Source organism: Chengkuizengella marina, from assembly GCF_009910845.1.
Taxonomy (GTDB): Bacteria; Bacillota; Bacilli; order Paenibacillales; family KCTC-33759; genus Chengkuizengella; species Chengkuizengella marina.
In genome coordinates this window covers 17,681-37,998 of the sequence record NZ_SIJB01000023.1, presented here as the reverse complement: position 1 = coordinate 37,998, position 20,318 = coordinate 17,681, and the positions used below count along the sequence as shown (strand labels likewise).

Sequence of the window (20,318 nt, the reverse complement as noted above, 5' to 3'; positions counted from 1 at the left end):
CTCCTTACAATATATTTATAGTCTCTATGTTGAAATCACTGTAAAAGCAAACCGAACGTTCCATCTGATAATTCATAGGCCCAGTATGGAATTAAATCAATATAACCCTCTTTAAAGATAGGATAATATGCTGGAAAAATATTAACAATGTCAAAATCTTGCTCGTATTTACGAATCAGTTGTTCCAAACCTTCCCCACCTTGTAATTGATACGTAGATCTTTGTACGATAGTATTGCTCAGGTTGATTAAAGATCTGTCATAATCAGTAACTACTCCGTTTTGCATCGTAATATCTACATAACCTAATTTGAGTGTCTCAGATGGAAGTATTGGTAAAGCTTGAACATTAGGTGCTGGTTTTACATATTGTTGAAACCTGAAAAATTGCTCTTCATCTTCATTAGAAATTGATCTAATTAAATGGGTTCTTCTCCATCCCCCATGTTGATTTACAAATTTTATAGCGGTTAATAAATCATCCATTAAGTCAGATGAACTTTCTACTGGTGTTTCGGGATCATAATAACTCATCCAATTTTGATTATCATCTAATTCTAGAACAATCGCTCCATCGGTTATAATTTCTCGTCCTTCACTATGAACTACAGTACGACTTAGATTTGGATCAACAAATAGACTTGCAACTAATTGATCTTTCTGAAAACGGCTATAACTCATCGTTAATCTCACCATCTGCAACGATTCATCAGGAACATAATATATGCCGTTATTCGTATGATAAGACGGTTGAAATTCACCGTAACCAACAAACTCCTGAATGTCCTCAACTTTTAGATCTACCTTTGTTGCTTCATAAACATTTGATGTAGATTCATCGAAAAATAAAGTTCTTATTTCCTGATTTTCAGTCACATAAATCCATATTTTATTTATGCTAACATTACGATTGATACTTTCAGAATTAACCTGCATCTTATTTTCCAACCATTGCACAGGAATTCCATCCATAAATTCTAATTCAAGCCCTTGATATTCTCTCATTTTTACTTTTTCAACTGGTGAAAGGGTGACAGATCTGAAACTTTCAAAGGTTCTTTGTGATATTTTCTCATAGATATCATTGTAAAACTTAAAATTCGGATATACCATCGTATGCTTGTCATCACCAAAATGCAATACCATGTGTTTCGGGAAAATCATATTCACTACATTTTCCTGAGAACCATTTAATCTTGTATCAATATACTCATCTTGATTTACTGGATTAAAATCAGGTTTACTATATACTAATAAATAACTTTGAAACAAGCTGAAAAAAACTAATAAAGTAAGTATGAGTGATTTTATTTTTTCCATCATTTCTGCTCACCTTCCAGATGAAAAGTCGGTATAATAAAAGTCACTTTTGTTCCTTTATGAAGCTCTGATTCTAAAGTGATTTCTCCACCATGTGCGTTAATAATTTCTTTTGCAATGGAAAGACCTAAACCAGTCCCTCCCATATTACGTGATCTAGCCTTGTCAACTCTATAAAATCGTTCAAAAATACGATGTATATCCTTTTTAGGAATTCCTAATCCATTATCCTCAACTGAAATCTCAATCCAATCCTGCCCTTTTCTTCTACAGTTAATTATAATTTCTCCTTCATCAGCCGTATATTTAATCGCATTAGATACTAAATTGTCTAATACCTGATCTATTTTATCTGGATCAATCATGAGGGTATAGATAGATGGATCGATTGAAAGCATTAATTTAATATTACGCTGATTTAATTGAAAGGAAAAGCGATCTACAACATCCTCTAACATTTGCTTGATTTCAGTTTCTCTTTTCATAACAACCATTTGATTTGAATCATATCGAGATAAATGAAGTAAATCATTTACAAGTCTAATCATTCGGTCTGCTTCATTACGAGTCACACCAACAAATCGTTTCGCGAGATCAGCCTCATTCAAAGCACCATCCTCTAAAGCCTCTAAATAACTTTTTATCGTTGTAAGAGGTGTTCTCAATTCATGAGAAACATTGGCCACAAACTCTCTTCTAGACTGATTAAGTTTTTCTTGCTCAGTCACATCCTGTAAAACAATAATGGTTCCTGTAACCCCTCTTCCTCTACGTTGAATAGGTGTAAAAGTTACCTTGACTTGCAAAGGCTCAGCTTCTTCATGACGCGGCAATTCTATCATATCAGAGTTCTGTTCTCCTAAAACATAACGTCCAATCTCTTCTTTAGAAGTACCCAGAATATCTGCTATTTCTCTCCCTAAGACATCCTCTTCATGAATATCCAACATTTGTTCTGCACGTAAATTAATGACAATCACTTTACCCTTATCATCTGTGGCAATCACTCCATCACTCATATTTGACAATATGGATGCAATTTTATTTTTTTCTTCTTCATTTGAGGAAAGAGCATCTTTTAGACGTTGTACCATATGATTAAAAGCAAAACCTAACTGTCCTATTTCATCACTGCTTCTAATAACAACTTCTTGATTATATTTTCCATCTGCTAATGCTTTTGCTTTTTTTGTGATCATTTTAATAGGCTGTGTAATCGTGTTAGATAGAACAACACTTAACATAACCGTAAGTACGAGGGCAATAATTGTACCTGCTATAAAAATTTGTTTAATATTATTAATCGTTTGGAATAACTCCTCAGTTGAGGCAGAAATATAAATCGCACCAATGACCTTATTATCATCATTTTTAACAGGTTTAGCGATTGCTTTTTTTCTAATGTTACTACTATCTTTTACATCCCATAATGGCACTTGTATCCCATTAATAGCACGAATGACTTGTGCAGGTTGTGTAATTTTTTGACCTATGATATCTGGTTGATTCGAGGAACTTCTTACGATGGCATCTGCATCGATTACTTGGATCTGTGATCCGATAATAGTACTCCAATTTTCAACGATAGTTTGAAGGTCTTTTTCATTTAAACCTGTGTCATCATTGCTTGGTTCTAAATAATTTTGAACAATATTAGATAATAAATTAACATCATTGTTTAAAGAATCAGTAAAATTATTAATGACCGAATTTTCCATCGTACGAATAAAATAAATTCCAATCAATTGCATTGCAATTAAAATGAGCAATACATAAATAATAATTAACTTAACTTGTATTGTTTGAAAGAAACGTGTTCCTTTCATTCATCAGGAACCTCCTGTTTGAGGATTGAGCATTATATAGCCTAATCCTCTTCTTGTAATAATATACTTTGGTTTACTAGGGTCTTCCTCTATTTTCTCTCTTAGTCGACGTATGGTGACGTCTACTGTCCGAACTTCACCTAAATATTCATAACCCCATACCGCTTGCAATAAATGCTCTCTTGTCATCACTTTCCCTTTATTTTTTGCTAAATAATGAATCAACTCAAACTCTCGATGTGTTAAATCCAAAGCTGCAGTATCCTTATATACAACATACATCTCTGTATCGATAAACAGATCATGTATTTTTAATCCTTGGTTTTGATTGTTTACTTGGTCCAATGTTTTAGACTGTCTACGTAAATGGGCTTTTACTCTGGCTAAAATCTCCCTAGTGCTAAACGGTTTAGTTACATAATCATCTGCTCCCATTTCTAATCCAAGTACTTTATCTAATTCCGTATCCTTTGCTGTAAGCATAATGATGGGTGTGTTCAACTTCATTCTAATTTCCCGGCATACGTCCATGCCATCTTTTTCAGGTAACATCAAATCTAACAATACAAGATCAGGTTTTTCTTCATATGCCATTTTGACTGCCGTATTTCCATCAAATGCACACACTACCTGATACCCTTCTTTTTCTAAATTGAATTTTAATATATCTGCAATAGGTTGTTCATCATCAACAACTAATATTTTCCCAAACATACTGACACCTGCCTTTTTTATATGAACTTCAATTATATAAACAAAAACTCCTATCGGAGTCTCTCATGTTATAAAAAAAGATAGTGGGGTAAAGAACCTCACTATCTATCATTATATTTTATATTGACATTAATTTAAATATATTAATGGATTCTTCTGAACTCCATTTTTTATAATTTCAAAATGTAAATGAGGACCCGTTGAGTTTCCAGTGCTCCCCATCACACCGATTTGTTCTCCTCTTTCTACATTCATACCTACAGACACATGAATGGAGCTTAGATGCCCGTACAGTGTTCTATATCCATTATTATGATCAATTACAATAGCATTCCCATAAGAACCATTCCATCCTGCAGAAACAACTGTCCCTGTATCTGCTGCGAGAATCTTTCTATTTCCTGATACCATATCTAAAGCGGCATGAAGCCTACCCCATCTGTATCCATAATAACTAGTGATCGATGGACTAACTAACGGCCATCTAAAGTTACCAGTCCCTGCACCAGGAACAATCTTTGTTCCTTTTCTTACAACTTCATTAACAGGTTCTATTAAGACAGTTTCACTAATTGTTTCCCTTTTACTCTGATCAAGTTCTCTACCATCTGTTTTGAATACTTTATAAATTTTTTCTTTTTTACCATTTTTTCCTTTTGTAACAATGACGGTTTTTCCTTCTTTTAATGTATCATCATATATAGGTTCTATATCATAACCAATATCTATTACCTCTACTACTTCCTCTACCGTTTCTACAGAAAGTACTGGCTCTATTACTGTTACATCCAGCTCATCACCAATATTTAATATACTATCTTCACTCAAATTGTTATTTTCATAGATGACCCAAGAAGGAATGTCCAACTTCGTAGCGATACAAGTAATACAATCTCCTTCAACTACAGTATATTTTTTATTTACATTATCACCGGTTTGCAATGAAGTAAGAACATCTTCTGGATTCTTAATGTTTTCAGGTTGAGTATCAACCGCATTGAGTTCAACCTCTTCTACAAAGTTGACTTCTTTTAAAGTAGATTGTACTTTGGGTTCATCTGTTTGTTTTTTTGATAAAACAGCAACTTCATTTTCTACTTTTTCTATTGACTCTTCTACAGTATATTTACTTTTAATTTGTTCTAAAATTTGTTGTGCTGTTTCCTCATCTTTAACGATAGCTATAAATTTACCATCTACTACCAACTCAACACCTACGACATGAGACTGCAATCTTCTTGAAACTTGAGCAAGTACTTCTTCGTCATCACTTACTAGTTTATATCCTGATTCACTTTCAAAACGAATTTGATCTACGTTTAATTGCACCTCAAAATCAGGGTTTTGGTTATTTAGTGCTTCCTCTCTTTCAGCTACTAAATCTTTTATAACCTGCTGATCAGAAACAGTCCCAACTTTTTCTTCCCCGAAATACACATGGTAGATTTGATTTGTATTTTTATGTATATAAAAATAGATAGATGCTATGCTTATGGATATAAAAAGTGCCGCTATAACGATTGCTATGAGCCAGAAATGCAAATTGCTAACTTCATTTTTTGCGATAGATACAACATCTTGAATTTTATGATTCGACTTTCTAGATAACCTTGGGCGTGTCTTTCTCTCTTTTTGCCCCAATTTAAACTTCATACATAAGTCCCCTCATATTATTTTCTTTTTACTTTAACATAGCTTACCTCCCTTTATCAACTTATTGGTAGTTTAATATTTTTCCAATATTGTGACCAATTGATTATATTCTGCTTCATCTAAATACTCTTTCATAATCGACTCTATTTCTACTAACTCATTTATTGTTATTCCTTCTTCCATCATGGTGGATAGTTCTTGAAGCTTACCTTGAGGTAAATTGGATATAATTAGTGAAAAGATCATCATTTTATCCTCATCAGAAAGTAAATCCTTAGTTTGTGTAAATGCTTCAGCTGTAAATAAAACTTCATCTGAGACCATATCTTTAGAGCCTCCAGCATTCTCTTGTTGATTCCACACCTCAACTGCATCAAGATCACCCTCTTGAGAATCAGTAAAATCATCTAATACTTCATTTTCTACTGTTTCTGGATCTGTATTTTGCTGTTCATGTTCATTAATAAACTCCTCTAATGAAGAGTTTGATTCTTGCTCATTACTTGTAAAATTATCTTGATTCACAAAATAAGATAGTACATCTGATATTTGTATCTTGGGCAATGTATTTTCTATATCTAATTGACCCATTAAACGGTCAACATATAAATTGACCATAAACCATGCAATAAACAAGGTAAGAATACTTACTAAAATCGTTTGAAACAATATTTTACCTAACCAACCAATGAATTTCATATTCATCCTCCTGCCAATACTACCGTTTTTGCAACTATACTTCACAGTATTGACTAGAAAGATGGAATTTCATTCCTATATTTCTCAAAAATCATTCTTATTTTTAATTTTATCCATTAAACAAACCACATATTATGGATCAATATCGCTCTAAAAAATAAAAAACCCGGAAGGACCGGGTTTCATGTTAAATCTTTTATTTAAAGAAATCCTATGATTCATAAATCGATTTAATTTGATTGGTTTGTTCACGATTTGGTCCAACTGAGAAAATCGCAATTGGAATACCTGTCAAAGTTTCTATTCTTTCTAGAAAGTTTCTCGCTTGTTTAGGCAGATCATCCAATGTTTTTGCACCAGTAATATCTTCATTCCAGCCAGGAAGTTCTTCATATACTGCTTCACATTCAGCTAACATATTTAAATTGGCTGGATAATGTTTTATTATTTCACCTTTATGCTTATATCCCGTACATATTTTTAATGTTTCCAAACCTGTTAATACATCAATAGAGTTAAGAGATAAACCTGTAATCCCACTTACCCTTTTTGCATGGCGAACGACAACACTATCAAACCATCCTACTCTACGAGCTCTACCAGTTGTAGTTCCATACTCTTTTCCAGTTTCACGAATATAATTCCCAATTTCATTGTTTAACTCCGTTGGAAATGGTCCGTCTCCTACTCTAGTTGTATACGCTTTAGCTACCCCAATAACTTGATTGATTTTAGTAGGTCCAACTCCTGAACCAATACATACACCACCAGCACTAGGATTTGAAGAGGTTACAAACGGATAAGTACCTTGGTCAATATCTAACATAACTCCTTGCGCGCCTTCAAACAAGACTTTTTTATCCTCATCAATCAAATCATTTAATACAACCGAAGTATCGGTTACATAAGGACGAATTGTTTCTGCATACCCTTTATATTGTGTTAAAATGGTTTCGACATCTAAAGGTTGCTCTCCAAATACACTTTTGATGACTTGATTTTTCTCTTCTACCATCCTTCTTAACTTTTCTTCAAATAATTCTTCATCCATTAAATCAGAAATACGAATCCCATTTCGTGCTGCTTTATCCATATAACATGGACCTATTCCTTTACCTGTTGTACCAATTTTATTATCACCTTTACGTTTCTCTTCCAGTTTATCTAAAAGGATATGGTAAGGCATAATAACATGGGCACGATCGCTAATTTTTAAATTATTTGTCTTAAATCCATTTTCATGTATATAGTTAATTTCTTTAATTAAAGCTTCTGGATGAATTACCATTCCATTTCCAATCACACATACTTTATCATCATAAAAAATGCCTGAAGGTATTAGGTGGAGTTTGTATTTTTCTCCGTTAATAATAATGGTATGTCCAGCGTTATTCCCGCCTTGATACCTGGAAACGACCTCAGCACTTTCAGCTAAATAGTCTGTAATTTTACCTTTTCCTTCATCTCCCCATTGCGTTCCAACAACAACTACAGTAGACATTATAATTACCTCCCAGTAGATGATATACCTATATATTGAATTACTCATAAAGAGTAAAACTTGCTATGATTTTAATGTTTTCTTTAATCAGCATCCTAAGTTTAGCAATGTAGACTATTAAAGTCAATAAAAAACGAACAATTCTATTAAAAAAAATAAAATCGTTCGGAAATATAGTTATCATTCTATCTATCACATTACTGAGCCATTGCATCAGTAACTTCATGTGATCGATCTAAATTAACAAATTTATTATAATTTTTCAAAAATACAAGCTCTACTGTACCAACAGGTCCATTACGTTGTTTAGCAATAATAATTTCAATAATATTTTTCTTTTCAGATTCTTGGTTATAATAATCATCTCTATATAAAAAGGCAACAATATCTGCATCCTGCTCTATAGATCCCGATTCACGTAAATCTGACATCATCGGTCTTTTATCCTGTCTTTGCTCAACTCCACGACTTAACTGCGATAATGCAATAACAGGAACTTCTAATTCTCTAGCTAGTGCTTTTAAATTTCTAGAAATCTCCGAAACCTCTTGTTGTCTGTTGTCTCTATTACCTCTTCCATGTATCAGCTGTAAGTAATCAATCAAAATAATGCCTAATCCTTGTTCTTGTTTTAATTTACGGCATTTAGAGCGTATTTCAGAAACGGTTAGACCAGGCGAATCATCAATAAAGATGTTTGCTTCAGAGAGAGCTCCAATCGCCATCGTCATTTTCTCCCAGTCCTCTTCTTCAAGTGCACCTGTTCTTAATCGACCAGCATCTACATTGGATTCAGCACAAATAATACGTTGAACCAATTGACTTGCTGACATCTCAAGGCTAAATATGGCTACAGTTTCTTTTGCCCGTACTCCCACATTCTGTGCAATGTTTAATGCAAATGCCGTTTTACCGACAGAAGGCCTTGCGGCTACGATGATCAAATCATTCGGTTTAAAACCTGTAGTCATTTTATCTAAATCTGTAAATCCAGAAGGTACTCCTGAGATTCCACCTTTATGATTATATAAAAACTCAACTTGTTCAAACACGTCCATCAACACATCTTTAATAGCAACGAATCCATTGTTTTGTCTTCGATTGGAAATCTCTAATATTTTCTGTTCTGCTTCACCTAATAGATTGCTGATATCTTCAGAACTTGTATATCCATTGCTAACGATCTGTGTTGCAGTTCTAATTAATTTTCTTAAAATAGACTTTTCTTCAATAATTCTAGCATAATAATCAATATTTGCTGAAGTTGGTACTGCATTTGCAAGTTCTGACAAATAACTAACTCCACCCACATCTTCTAACCACTGCTGATCTTGTAATCTAGCAGTAACGGTAACTAAATCTATGGGTTCCTGGTCCTCTCCTAAAGAAATAATGGTTTCAAAAATCCGCTGATGAGAGGTTTTATAAAAATCGTCTTCTTTAATGATTTCCAAAGCAGCAATTAATGCTTCACTATCTAATAAAATCGCTCCTAATACAGCCTGCTCTGCTTCAATATTTTGCGGAGGTATGCGATCAAAAAACGTCTCACCACTCATCTTGAACTTCCCCTTTGATCTATTTCAAATTATTCTTCTGTCACTTGTACTTTAGCGACTGCTGTTACTTCTGGATGTATTTTAATCGGGACTTTTGTAGCGCCTAGGGTACGAATAGGAGAATCTAATTCAATCTTTCTTTTATCAACTACTATTTTCTGTTTCTTTAATTCTTCTGCAATTTGTTTATTTGTAATAGAACCAAATAAACGCCCACCTTCACCAGCTTTTGTTTTCATCTCAATTGTAGTGGACTCTATTTTTTTAGCAAGCAACTCTGCATCTTGTTTTTGCTGATCTTTCTTTTTTTGCTCAGATTTTTTCTTTTGTTCTAATTGTTTTACGTTAGAGCCTGTAGCTACACTTACTAATCCTCTGGGAATTAAAAAGTTTCTAGCATAACCTTCAGATACATTTTTAACTTCACCTTTTTTGCCTTGTCCTTTCACATCTTGTAAAAAGATTACTTTCATTTTAATAACCCCTCTTCCTTAATTACTTCAGACAACACTTGCTCCAACCTTTCAGAGACTTCTTCAACGTTGCCTTCAACCTGTGCTCCCGCATTGGAAAAATGGCCTCCACCACCCATTCTTTCCATTAAGATTTGAACATTCACTTCTCCTAATGATCTAGCACTTAACCCCACTTTTCCATCAGGTCGTTCACTAATGACCAAAGAAGCCATAACATCTGTCATATTTAACAATGTATCAGCTACTTTTGCAATGATCAACTGTGAATTTTTGTGATTTGGTTTTCCAACCGCTATAGCAATATGATCATAAACAATTTTAGCATTTTTTATAATCTCAATTTGTTGTAAGTATTCCTGCAAATCTTCTTTTAACATCCTTTGTACGGTAGAGGAATTTGCTCCATTTCTACGTAAAAATGATGCAGCTTCAAACGTTCTAGCTCCAGTTCGTAATGAGAAACTTTTTGTGTCTACAACGATGCCTGCAAGCATTGCAGTCGCCTCTAATTTATCAAGTGATATTTTATCGTGAAAATACTGTAAAATTTCAGTGACTAGCTCACAGGTCGATGAAGCATAATGTTCAATATACACAAGTGTTGCATCATTTATAAATTCCTCACTTCTTCTATGGTGATCTACAACAAAAATTCGTTGTGAAATTTGAAGTAATTTTGGTTCTGGAACCATTGAAGCTTTATGGGCATCTACTACACATACTAACGTATGGTTATCTATTAATTGCAATGCTTGTTCTGGTGAAATAAAGCTGTCTTTTAATATTTCATGATCTTCAATTTCATCCATCAACGACTGTATGGAAGGATTAACATCCTCCAAAACGATATATCCTTTTTTATCACTAAGACGAGCCGCTTTTAATAATCCAATAGCAGCGCCAATCGAATCTAGGTCTGGATAAACATGCCCCATAATCATCACATTATTACTATCCCTAATCAACTCTCTAAGGGCATGTGAAATCACTCTTGCTCTAACCCTAGTCCCTTTCTCAACTGCATTAGATCTACCGCCATAAAAAGTAAGGTTCCCCCCTGCTTTCACAGCAGCCTGATCACCACCTCTACCCAGTGCAATATCTAAACTCGTTTGCATAATAGATCCGAGCTCAATTACATTTTCCACGCCTGACGATATACCTATACTTAATGTTAAAGGTATTTTTAAGTCAGCGGTCATATCTCGAACCGTATCTAATATCTCGAAGCGAGACCCCTCTAATGATTGTAATACCTTTTGATTCATAATCATTAAAAACTTGTCTGATGAAATTCTACGCATATAAAAACCAAATTGATTGGACCATTCTGTAAGTTCACTAATGATTTGAGCTAAAACCAAACTACGAGTTTTGTCATCCATTCCTTGAGTTGCTTCATCCACATTATCCATCATGATAATACCCATCACTAGTTTTTCTTGCTCATGTTTCATACTTAGGTTTTTAAAGTCAGTGATGTTTGTAAAGTAAATTAATCTTTCATCATCTTTTTTCAAAATTTGATAATGTTGTTCGTTAATAAATATTTCAACTTCTTTGTTCTCTTGTTCTTCTACCAATGTAGGAAAAAACTCTAATAAAGATTCCCCAATAACAGATTCCTTTCCTAACATTTGAGCAATATAGGGATTATGCCATTCAATCTTTTTTTCCTCATCATATAAAATCATACCTATTGGCAACTCATGAATGACTTCATTTCCAGCTTTTTTAACACGATGTGAAAGCGTCATGACATAATCATGAAGGTCTTTATGGAACGTTTTGTCTGCTCTTATGGATAATAACAACAAAACAATGCCTATAGCTAATGCAACAATAGCTATCATCCATTCATAAATGAACAGTACAATAATGAGAGCAAAAAATAAAATATAACTAAATATGGTATGAAGGTTTTGCCATCGATTCATAAGAAACTTCGGCATATGAGTATCGCTCCTTATGTTTTTTTCTTACTTTTCACGTGGTAAATCCTTTACGAATATCAAACGCAATATCTAACATTCCTAAAAAACTATATACAAAATACATAAATGGATATAGAACAATGCCTAAAATTGGGAGAAACCTCCATTTTTTTAAATCTGCAATATAAAATATAAACGAAATCGCCTGGATAGAGAAAATAAATGATAACAAGGGAATTAAGTTTACAGTAATTAACATAGTATATGAACCTTCTTCTGGATTCATAAATAATTGTAACAGCAATGCCCCTAAATAATACCATATTAATGATTTAGGTAATTTCCAATCCTTTATCGGTTTCATCTTAGGAATCTGTATGTCCATTTTTTGAAGTATTACACGACTTACCCAATGGGAGATTACAACGATGAATACTGAGCTCATTATAAGGTAAAATGGTAGCATATTTTGGAGCATCATCAGTGTTTGTTCCGTAGTTATTTCGCTTAATTCAGGATATTGAAGCACAACTTCATTTACTAGTTCTTCCATTGCAGTAGAGATATTAAAATCCAATAAAGAACCAACAAATAACACTGAAACAAATAACACCAACATCGTAATCGTACCTATAACAATGGTCACAGCAGCAGATTCCTTTTTATATAAACTACTCATTATAATGGAAGGAATCAAAATAAATAACGATAGTATCACAATACCAATGGATAAAGGGGGAAAAATAAAACTACAAATAAGAATACTGATCATATATTGTAACACAAGCGTTTTTTTGTTTAAGGTAACAGCTAAAATAATGGCTGGAACTAACATAATGCTAAATGTAATGATACTAAGCGGTGTAAATAAAGATAATAAAATTAATATGTACGCTAAACTCCATAAAAAAGATTTCCAGCTATATTTTAACAATGTATTCACCTCATGCATTTATGTTCTCTAGTTTGATACAAGCATAGTATATCATTTAGATTATCTTATTATATCATAAATAAGGAATTTGCTTGTTTAACTAAGAAAAAAAGACAATAAGGATTTCCCTCAGTGTCTTTTTATCAAAAACTATTCCGTTGTATATGGTAACAATGCAATTTGACGTGCACGTTTAATCGCAATTGTTAATTCACGTTGATACTTAGCAGAAGTACCAGTTACTCGACGAGGTAAAATTTTACCTCTTTCACTAATAAATTTCTTTAATGTATCTATATCTTTATAATCAATATGTTTGATTTTATTTACTGTGAAATAACATACTTTACGTCGCTTGCCTCTTCCACCTCTACGACCTCCACCGCCAAATTTACGCTCTCTGCGTTCAGGACGTTCGGATCGCTGTTCATTACGTTCTTCTGTTTTATTTTCGCTCATTTGAGTTTTCATCTCCTTCCAAGGTATATTTCATCATTAAAATGGTAAGTCATCATCCGATATGTCGATAGGTTTACTATCATCTGAAAAAGGATCTTGATTCATTGGTTTTCTTGAAGGTTCAACTGGCATTCCAATATCTTGATTATGCTGATCATCCCGTTGAGTGTTTGCGGATTCCAGAAATCTTACATTGTCTGCAACAATTTCAGTAACATAAACACGTCTTCCTTCATTGTTTTCATAATTTCGTACCTGAATTCTTCCTTCAACTGCTGTTAACCGACCTTTTCGCAAATAATTTGCACAAGTTTCAGCTAACTTCCTCCAAGTTACAATATTGATAAAGTCTGCTTCTCTTTGACCTTGCCCATTTGTAAAAGGACGATCCACCGCTAAAGTAAATTGAGTTACCGCAACACCTGATGGTGTATAACGAAGTTCAGGATCCTTTGTTAATCTACCAATTAGAATAGAACGATTCATCAGCTAACCCCCTCTCAGACTTCAAACATACCTTAAGCAACATCATTAACGACCAAATGACGGACAACTTCATCCGAAATTCTCATCACGCGATCAAGTTCATCAACAACTGCTGATTCAGTTGAAAAGTTAACAAGAACATAGACCCCATCACGGAATTTATCGATCTCATACGCTAGACGACGCTTTCCCAACACATCATGTTTCGTGATTTCTCCGCCACCATTATTAATGATACCTTGGAACTTTTCTACTGCTGCATCAACCGCTTCCTGTTCAATGTCAGGACGGATAATGTACATTAATTCATATTTGCGCATGTTTATTTCACCTCCTCTTGGACTAACGGCCCCTTTTAATAGGAGCAAGGAGCGAGACTAGCTTATTTTACTCGCACATAGACTAATATATCAAAAATTTGATTTTAATTCAACATATTTAATTCCTTTTGCAAATTTTGTATCCTCTATAATTATATAAGGTATATAAGTCTTGGTTTATAAATTGAGAAGATAAATATTTTTAATTTAATCTGGATAAATTAGTCATTTATATAATTGCTATTGTTGGGGAAATTTATAATTGAACTTCAACAAAATGGAGGGATTACAATGGGAGAAAAAACAGAATTTGAACCTGGTGATAAAGTTCCTAATGATGGAAAATACATTGAGATAGGTGAAAAATCCTTTCATATGGGAATCACCGATCCAAAAATTGTTAATTTAAAAAAGGGAGATCATTTCCCTCAAAATGAAAATCACAATCGTAAGTGGAGCCGTGCACCAAAAAACGAATAATTACTTTCTAAAAAACCGATAATGATTTGATCGGTTTTTTAGCTTTACTTATGAATGCTGTAAATATCCTACAATATATCCTAATATGACACCAAATGAATAAGCGATAATGTGAATAGATTGAATTTTTTTCCCTTTATTTTTCTCGTTATCAGTGTTCATCGGTCAAATCTCCTCAAAAATTGAACTTTACTTTAACTTATTCATTTTTACACTTTTGAGTGAGACTTTTTTTAAGATAAATGATATTAGACTTATGGCTAAACAATTGAATACATATATGAATTTTAAATTAAAATCACTCATTTTTTGACCTTAATACTTTTTTCATTCTCTTTACAAACTTGCTTCTTGGCATTAGAACACTATGCTGACATCCTAAACATTTTATTCGGATGTCCATTCCCATCCTTATGATTTCCATTTCATTTGTTCCACATGGGTGTTGTTTTTTCATTTGTACTACATCACCCATCTGAAATTGATTATTCTCCATCTAATTTCACACCTCTCTTAAATTACAAATTAATTGACAATAACATATTGATTATTTTTCTTTTCAAAAATACCCTTTATATCAACTTTTTCTGAATAAATGATATTTTTGACCATTTCTAAATCTTCCCTTTTAAACTCTATTGATAGAGCGCATCCTGCTGTAATTTCTTTAGGTGTCGGACAAGTGTCAATTTCTAATTCTGCATATTCCAATAGCATCTCTGCTCTTAAGGCTTGTTGTGTTGAATCAAAGGCAATTAACATTTCCATTTCATGATAACCTCATTTTTTTATTTAAAGGTAGTATAAATCATAGATTACATTCGTATACTAGTAAAGTAATTCTTCTTTTATCAATTATTTTTTATAGCGAGTTAAATAGATAAATATATTTTTGCAATAAAATCTTTAGCTATATTTAGAGGAGGACTATTATGAAATTAGGCTCTAAGAATAATAAATTAACATCAAAATCTTATAAAGTATCTTATAAAGATCCAGATCATAAAAAACAGTTGACAAATGGTGTATATCAATTATTATCTACTGAGGTTTCAGATCGTAAAATCGTTGTATTATGTATTGGCTCTGATCGTTCTACTGGAGATTCTTTAGGACCTCTTGTTGGTTATCATCTCAGTCAATTTAATAACTGCACTTTCGATATATATGGAACTTTAGAGGAGCCTGTTCATGCTGTAAATTTAAATGATAAGTTGTCTGATATAAAAAATAAATATCATAATCCTTTCATTATCGCTGTTGATGCCTGTCTAGGAAAACTCACAAGTGTTGGCTATATTCAGGTAGGAAGTGGTCCTTTAAAACCTGGTGCTGGAGTAAATAAAAGTTTACCCTCTGTAGGAAATATCCATGTAACTGGTATTGTTAATGTTAGTGGTTTTATGGAATACTTCGTTTTGCAAAACACTCGCTTAAACTTAGTTGTCGAAATGTCTAAAATTATAGCCCATTCTATTCAATATTCCACTCAATATTTAGAACACCAGTCTTATAATCGTACAATTTAAGTAATCAATTTTCTAAGTTTTTTCTTACCTTTTATTTTTTTGCACTATTTCTTTCACTGCTTCTAATAAATAATCAATCTCTTCTACTGTTGTAAAATATCCAACACTAGCTCTCACAGCACCTAATTCGAGTGTTCCTACTGTTTCATGTGCTAATGGTGAACAGTGAAACCCTGATCGTACTGCAATATTATAATTTCGATCTAAGCTGAAAGCAACACTTGAAGCTTCCATTCCTTCAATATTAAATGAAGTAATTCCTGTTTTATTATCCCCTAACTTTGGTCCTAATATTTTTACTGTTTGGATTTTTAATAACCCTTCCATTAGTCTTTGTGTGAGCTTCCATTCTTTCGAATGGATCTTCTCTACACTCTCATGCAAGACATAACTAACTCCTTCCTTTAGTCCTGCTATTCCTGGTGTATTCTGTGTTCCTGATTCATAACGATCTGGTCTAATTATAGGTTGTTCTATGTTTTCAGATTGACTTCCAGTTCCACCATGGATTAAAGGTTCCACCTCAATATCGGGATGAATATAGATCCCACCTGTTCCTTGTGGACCTAATAAACCTTTGTGACCTGGAAAAGCTAATATATCTATCCCCATTTCCTCAACATTTATTGGAAGAAGTCCAGCAGTTTGTGCTCCATCCACAAGTGTAATCACACCTTTTTCTTTGGCAATCTTGTTTATTTGTTCAATCGGTAAGATACTTCCTAATAGGTTTGAACTATGATTACAAATAATTAGTTTAGTATTGGATTGAATTGATCTTTCTACATCTTTTAGGTTGATTTGACCTAAGACATTTGTTTTTAAATATGTAATATTTAAATTTAATTTCTTTTTTAAATATTCTAAAGGTCTTCTTACAGAGTTATGCTCTACGCTTGTGCATATGACGTGTTCATTTTCTTTTAACAATCCTTTAATCGCTAAATTCAAAGCTTCCGTTGTATTTAAACAAAATGAAATGTGATTTGGATCTTTAATCCCAAACAATTTGGCCAACTCTATCCTTGTTTGAAATAAAACTCTGCTTGCCTGTACCGCCATTTGATGGCTACCTCTACCTGGATTTGCCGCAAATTTTACAACGACTTCATTCATCGCCTCTACGACTGTTGTTGGTTTAGGCCAAGATGATGCCGCATTATCAAAATATCTCAGTTGCATCATATCTCTCCTTTTTATATCATTATTTACCATCATCTTATAATTATATATATAATTCATCCAATGCGCTTTATTTTGGGTGCCCGTATAAATGCTCAAGTTATAAAAAAACATACCATACATCAATCATTTTAGAAGGATATTTCATTAAAATTGACTTGAATTGGTATGTTCTTTTATATTCATTTATATCATCGTCATTTTACTATAATAAATCTAACAATCTTTGCAAATCATCTTTAGAGTAATAAGAAAGTTCTATTATTCCTTTATCTTTTTGATTGTTTTTAATCTTTACTGTAGTTTTATACTTTTCTCTAAGTTCACCCTCAATTTGAGTAATAAACGGATTATTTGTTTTTGTTTTTTTCTTCTTACTTTTCGTTTCTTGCGTATTTTGAATCGCTTTTTCTAATTCTCTTACACTCCACTCATTTTTAATTGTTAAATTTGTCATCTCTTGTTTTATTGCATTATCTTTTAATCCGACTATTGCTCTTGCATGTCCCATAGATAATGTTCCACGTGAAACATGTTGTTTAATTACATTAGGCAACTGAAGTAAACGTAAAAAATTTGCAATATGTGACCTTGATTTCCCAACTTTAACTGATAACTCTTCTTGAGTAATATCAAATTGCTCTATCAGTGATTGATAAGCAACTGCAACTTCCATCGGGTTCAAATCTTCACGTTGTAAATTTTCAATCAATGCAATCTCCGTGACTTGTTGATCAGTAAAAGCACGAACTACAGCAGGTATCGTTTTTAACCCACATTTTTTGGAAGCACGCCATCTTCTTTCTCCTGCTATAATTTCATACCCTCTTAATACTTGTCTTACTATGATAGGTTGGATTACACCGTGTTCCTTTATAGATGATGCTAACTCATCAATTTTATCCTCTACAAAATTTTTCCGTGGTTGATATGGATTAGGACGTAAATTCGATAAACCTATCTCAATTACTTTATCATCTTCTTTTAGCTCTAGATCTGGAATTAAAGCATCTAGACCTCTACCTAAACGCTTAGTCAATTGAAATCACTTCCTTAGCAAGTTCCAAATATACTTCTGCTCCTTTTGATTTTGCATCATATGTAATGATAGGTTTTCCATGACTTGGTGCTTCACTTAATCTAACATTCCTAGGGATGATCGTTTGATACACTTTCTCTTGAAAGTACTTTTTCACTTCCTCAATAACTTGAATACCAAGATTTGTTCTAGCATCTAACATAGTTAATAATACGCCTTCAATCTGCAAGTTTGTATTTAAATGTTTTTGTACCAAACGAACCGTGTTCAATAACTGACTCAGACCTTCCAATGCGTAGTACTCACATTGAATAGGTATAATTACTGAATCTGCAGCTGTTAATGAATTAACCGTTAAAATACCTAAGGAGGGTGGACAATCAATTAATACATAATCATAAAGATGTTTTACAAGTTGTAAAGACTTTTTTAACCTAATTTCCCTCGAAATGGTGGGTACTAATTCAATTTCTGCACCTGCTAATTGGATTGTAGCTGGTATGATATCTAAATTGTCTATTTCAGATTTACAAATTGCATCTTTTGGATGGACATCATTAATAATCACGTCATAAATACAATGAACAACATCGGCTTTATTGATTCCAACACCACTAGTTGTGTTTCCTTGGGGATCGATATCTACTAATAATACCTTTTTACCTAAGGTGGCTAAAGAGGCTCCTAAATTTATAGAGGTTGTTGTTTTCCCAACCCCACCTTTTTGATTTGTAATTGCAATTATCTTAGACAATACTCTTTCACCTCATAAAAAAATTTAAAACTTTATATAAAGATTAACAAAACTATAAATTAATAGAAACTTCAAACGAATAAATACAATTCAAAAAAATATGGTTGTATTAATAATCCATATTCTTATCCCCATTATCAAAAAAGATAAACTAGTATTTAAGTAAATTAATAGTTTAATTATATTATATATCAGAATTGTTTTTATAAAAACATATATTTTGAATAATTCAAGCCATTTGAGACATTTTTGGATTTAATAGTTAAAATGAAAATAAAGCTTCCACCCTATAATGACATGGAAGCTTTATCTTTATTTTGTGATCTATAAGTCATTTATTATTTTTTTCTAATTAAAAGTGGATACCATTACTTTAACAAAACTTTTTTACGAATCATTTTTTTTAGGTATTTTAAAAGATATTTCATAATAATCATCGTAATCTTTTTCATCTTTTATTATCTTTAATCCCGAATCAACCACCATATCAAATGATTGACGAATAGTATTTACTGCCAACCGAATGTCCTTTGAAAAAGAGACTCTTTTCGTTTTTTTTGTTTTAGAAATTTCCTTATAAAGATTAACCCTAGCCTCAGTTTGTTTTACATTTAAGTCTTTTTTTATTATTTCATCTAATAACTTCATCTGCAGCTCTTCGCTGTCCAATGAAAGTAAAGATCTTGCATGTCTTTCAGTTATACTTCTAGTTAACAAAGCACTTTTTACAGGCTCAGATAAGTTTAGTAAACGAAGTTTATTAGCTATTGTAGATTGACTTTTCCCGATTCTTTGAGCTAAGCTTTCTTGTGTTAATTGGTGTATTTCTATTAATTTCTGATAAGCAATAGCTTCCTCTATAGAAGTTAGCCCTTCACGTTGTAAATTTTCAATTAATGCAATTGAAGCAGCTTGAGAATCATTATACTCTTTAATAATTGCTGGAATAGTTTCTAAGTTTAATTTTTTTACTGCTCTAAATCTTCTCTCACCTGCAATAATTTCAAATTTACTATTCCTAACTCGTACTACTATTGGTTGAATCACACCATGTGTTTTTATCGTTTGGCTCAATTCATCAATCTTATCATCATCAAAAATTTCCCTTGGTTGATATGGACTAGGAACAATGTCCTCTACTGAAATTGCTTTAACCTCTTCACCACTGTTTCGATCTGAAAATCCAAGTAACTTTGTAAACTGATCTTTCATTGTTTCATTACCACCTATCTCTCCTACTAGCTGTGTCTACACTGTTTAATCTTACCTAACAACAGATCTATTTAAATATTATATTAAATGTTAGGTTAACTACTTGATCAACAAAAATAACCTTATGAAATTCATTTCCTAAGATGATTGGACATTAAAAAAATGAAGTCGCTTTATGTGTAAGTTACTACTATTTAGTAGGATATTATATATGTACTTTGCAAGAATTTATTTATTAATTA

General features: G+C 32.6%; 21 protein-coding genes. 2 read left to right on the top strand and 19 right to left on the bottom strand.

Going from position 1 to position 20,318, the window contains the following annotated elements; all coding sequences use genetic code 11:
- Positions 1–35 precede the first annotated feature (35 nt).
- From ERL59_RS09710 to rpsF, 13 genes are all read right to left on the bottom strand, one after another.
- On the bottom strand, positions 36–1,319 hold the full coding sequence (locus ERL59_RS09710) for a YycH family regulatory protein (protein ID WP_160646017.1): 1,284 nt from the start codon (positions 1,317–1,319) through the stop codon (positions 36–38).
- Positions 1,319–3,145 carry a cell wall metabolism sensor histidine kinase WalK gene (gene walK, locus ERL59_RS09705; protein WP_160646016.1) on the bottom strand — a complete coding sequence of 609 codons (1,827 nt, stop codon included), beginning with the start codon at positions 3,143–3,145 and terminating at the stop codon, positions 1,319–1,321. The genes ERL59_RS09710 and walK overlap by 1 nt, the downstream gene beginning before the upstream one ends.
- Before the next feature lie 3 nt (positions 3,146–3,148).
- On the bottom strand, positions 3,149–3,859 hold the full coding sequence (gene yycF, locus ERL59_RS09700; RefSeq protein WP_160646015.1) for a response regulator YycF: 711 nt from the start codon (positions 3,857–3,859) through the stop codon (positions 3,149–3,151).
- Positions 3,860–3,988: 129 nt separating this feature from the next.
- Positions 3,989–5,512, bottom strand: coding sequence for a M23 family metallopeptidase (locus ERL59_RS09695; RefSeq protein ID WP_160646014.1), 1,524 nt, complete (start codon positions 5,510–5,512; stop codon positions 3,989–3,991).
- 72 nt (positions 5,513–5,584) lie between these two features.
- Positions 5,585–6,211, bottom strand: coding sequence for a hypothetical protein (locus tag ERL59_RS09690; RefSeq protein WP_160646013.1), 627 nt, complete (start codon positions 6,209–6,211; stop codon positions 5,585–5,587).
- A gap of 211 nt (positions 6,212–6,422) precedes the next feature.
- The gene (locus ERL59_RS09685; RefSeq protein WP_160646012.1) at positions 6,423–7,712 is read right to left on the bottom strand and encodes an adenylosuccinate synthase; all 1,290 of its coding nucleotides are present in this window, start codon (positions 7,710–7,712) and stop codon (positions 6,423–6,425) included.
- Positions 7,713–7,909: 197 nt separating this feature from the next.
- Complete coding sequence (dnaB, locus tag ERL59_RS09680) at positions 7,910–9,271, bottom strand: replicative DNA helicase (RefSeq protein ID WP_160646011.1); 1,362 nt, start codon at positions 9,269–9,271, stop codon at positions 7,910–7,912.
- Between the two features lie 29 nt (positions 9,272–9,300).
- Positions 9,301–9,744 (bottom strand): 50S ribosomal protein L9, encoded by a 444-nt coding sequence (rplI, locus tag ERL59_RS09675; RefSeq protein WP_160646010.1) that lies wholly within the window; start codon positions 9,742–9,744, stop codon positions 9,301–9,303.
- A complete protein-coding gene (locus tag ERL59_RS09670) occupies positions 9,741–11,699 on the bottom strand; it encodes a DHH family phosphoesterase (protein WP_160646009.1) in 1,959 nt (652 codons plus the stop codon). Before ERL59_RS09670 ends, rplI begins: the two co-directional genes overlap by 4 nt.
- Positions 11,700–11,733: 34 nt before the next feature.
- The gene (locus tag ERL59_RS09665; RefSeq protein WP_160646008.1) at positions 11,734–12,615 is read right to left on the bottom strand and encodes a DUF2232 domain-containing protein; all 882 of its coding nucleotides are present in this window, start codon (positions 12,613–12,615) and stop codon (positions 11,734–11,736) included.
- Positions 12,616–12,765: 150 nt separating this feature from the next.
- Positions 12,766–13,074 carry a 30S ribosomal protein S18 gene (gene rpsR / locus ERL59_RS09660; protein WP_160646007.1) on the bottom strand — a complete coding sequence of 103 codons (309 nt, stop codon included), beginning with the start codon at positions 13,072–13,074 and terminating at the stop codon, positions 12,766–12,768.
- Between the two features lie 36 nt (positions 13,075–13,110).
- Positions 13,111–13,563, bottom strand: coding sequence for a single-stranded DNA-binding protein (gene ssb, locus ERL59_RS09655; RefSeq protein WP_160646143.1), 453 nt, complete (start codon positions 13,561–13,563; stop codon positions 13,111–13,113).
- A gap of 29 nt (positions 13,564–13,592) precedes the next feature.
- Positions 13,593–13,880, bottom strand: coding sequence for a 30S ribosomal protein S6 (gene rpsF / locus ERL59_RS09650; protein WP_160646006.1), 288 nt, complete (start codon positions 13,878–13,880; stop codon positions 13,593–13,595).
- Between the two features lie 291 nt (positions 13,881–14,171).
- Here rpsF and ERL59_RS09645 point away from each other — a divergent pair, with 291 nt between their 5' ends.
- Positions 14,172–14,360, top strand: coding sequence for a YjzC family protein (locus ERL59_RS09645; protein ID WP_160646005.1), 189 nt, complete (start codon positions 14,172–14,174; stop codon positions 14,358–14,360).
- Between the two features lie 298 nt (positions 14,361–14,658).
- On the opposite strand, the gene ERL59_RS09640 is transcribed toward ERL59_RS09645, so the two are convergent.
- Complete coding sequence (locus ERL59_RS09640; RefSeq protein WP_160646004.1) at positions 14,659–14,856, bottom strand: DUF951 domain-containing protein; 198 nt, start codon at positions 14,854–14,856, stop codon at positions 14,659–14,661.
- Positions 14,857–14,885: 29 nt separating this feature from the next.
- Entirely contained in the window at positions 14,886–15,122 is a 237-nt protein-coding gene (locus tag ERL59_RS09635; RefSeq protein ID WP_160646142.1) for a DUF3343 domain-containing protein, read from the bottom strand.
- A gap of 170 nt (positions 15,123–15,292) precedes the next feature.
- On the opposite strand from ERL59_RS09635, the gene yyaC reads away from it, so the two are divergent.
- The gene (gene yyaC, locus ERL59_RS09630) at positions 15,293–15,889 is read left to right on the top strand and encodes a spore protease YyaC (RefSeq protein ID WP_160646003.1); all 597 of its coding nucleotides are present in this window, start codon (positions 15,293–15,295) and stop codon (positions 15,887–15,889) included.
- Positions 15,890–15,913: 24 nt separating this feature from the next.
- Here the strand turns inward: yyaC and ERL59_RS09625 are convergent, their stop codons facing one another.
- The 4 genes from ERL59_RS09625 to noc form a co-directional block, all read right to left on the bottom strand.
- Positions 15,914–17,071 (bottom strand): aminotransferase class V-fold PLP-dependent enzyme, encoded by a 1,158-nt coding sequence (locus ERL59_RS09625; RefSeq protein ID WP_160646002.1) that lies wholly within the window; start codon positions 17,069–17,071, stop codon positions 15,914–15,916.
- Between the two features lie 205 nt (positions 17,072–17,276).
- Complete coding sequence (locus tag ERL59_RS09620; RefSeq protein WP_160646001.1) at positions 17,277–18,110, bottom strand: ParB/RepB/Spo0J family partition protein; 834 nt, start codon at positions 18,108–18,110, stop codon at positions 17,277–17,279.
- A complete protein-coding gene (locus ERL59_RS09615) occupies positions 18,103–18,864 on the bottom strand; it encodes a ParA family protein (protein ID WP_160646000.1) in 762 nt (253 codons plus the stop codon). Before ERL59_RS09615 ends, ERL59_RS09620 begins: the two co-directional genes overlap by 8 nt.
- Positions 18,865–19,251: 387 nt before the next feature.
- On the bottom strand, positions 19,252–20,076 hold the full coding sequence (noc, locus tag ERL59_RS09610; protein WP_160645999.1) for a nucleoid occlusion protein: 825 nt from the start codon (positions 20,074–20,076) through the stop codon (positions 19,252–19,254).
- Positions 20,077–20,318: the final 242 nt, after the last annotated feature.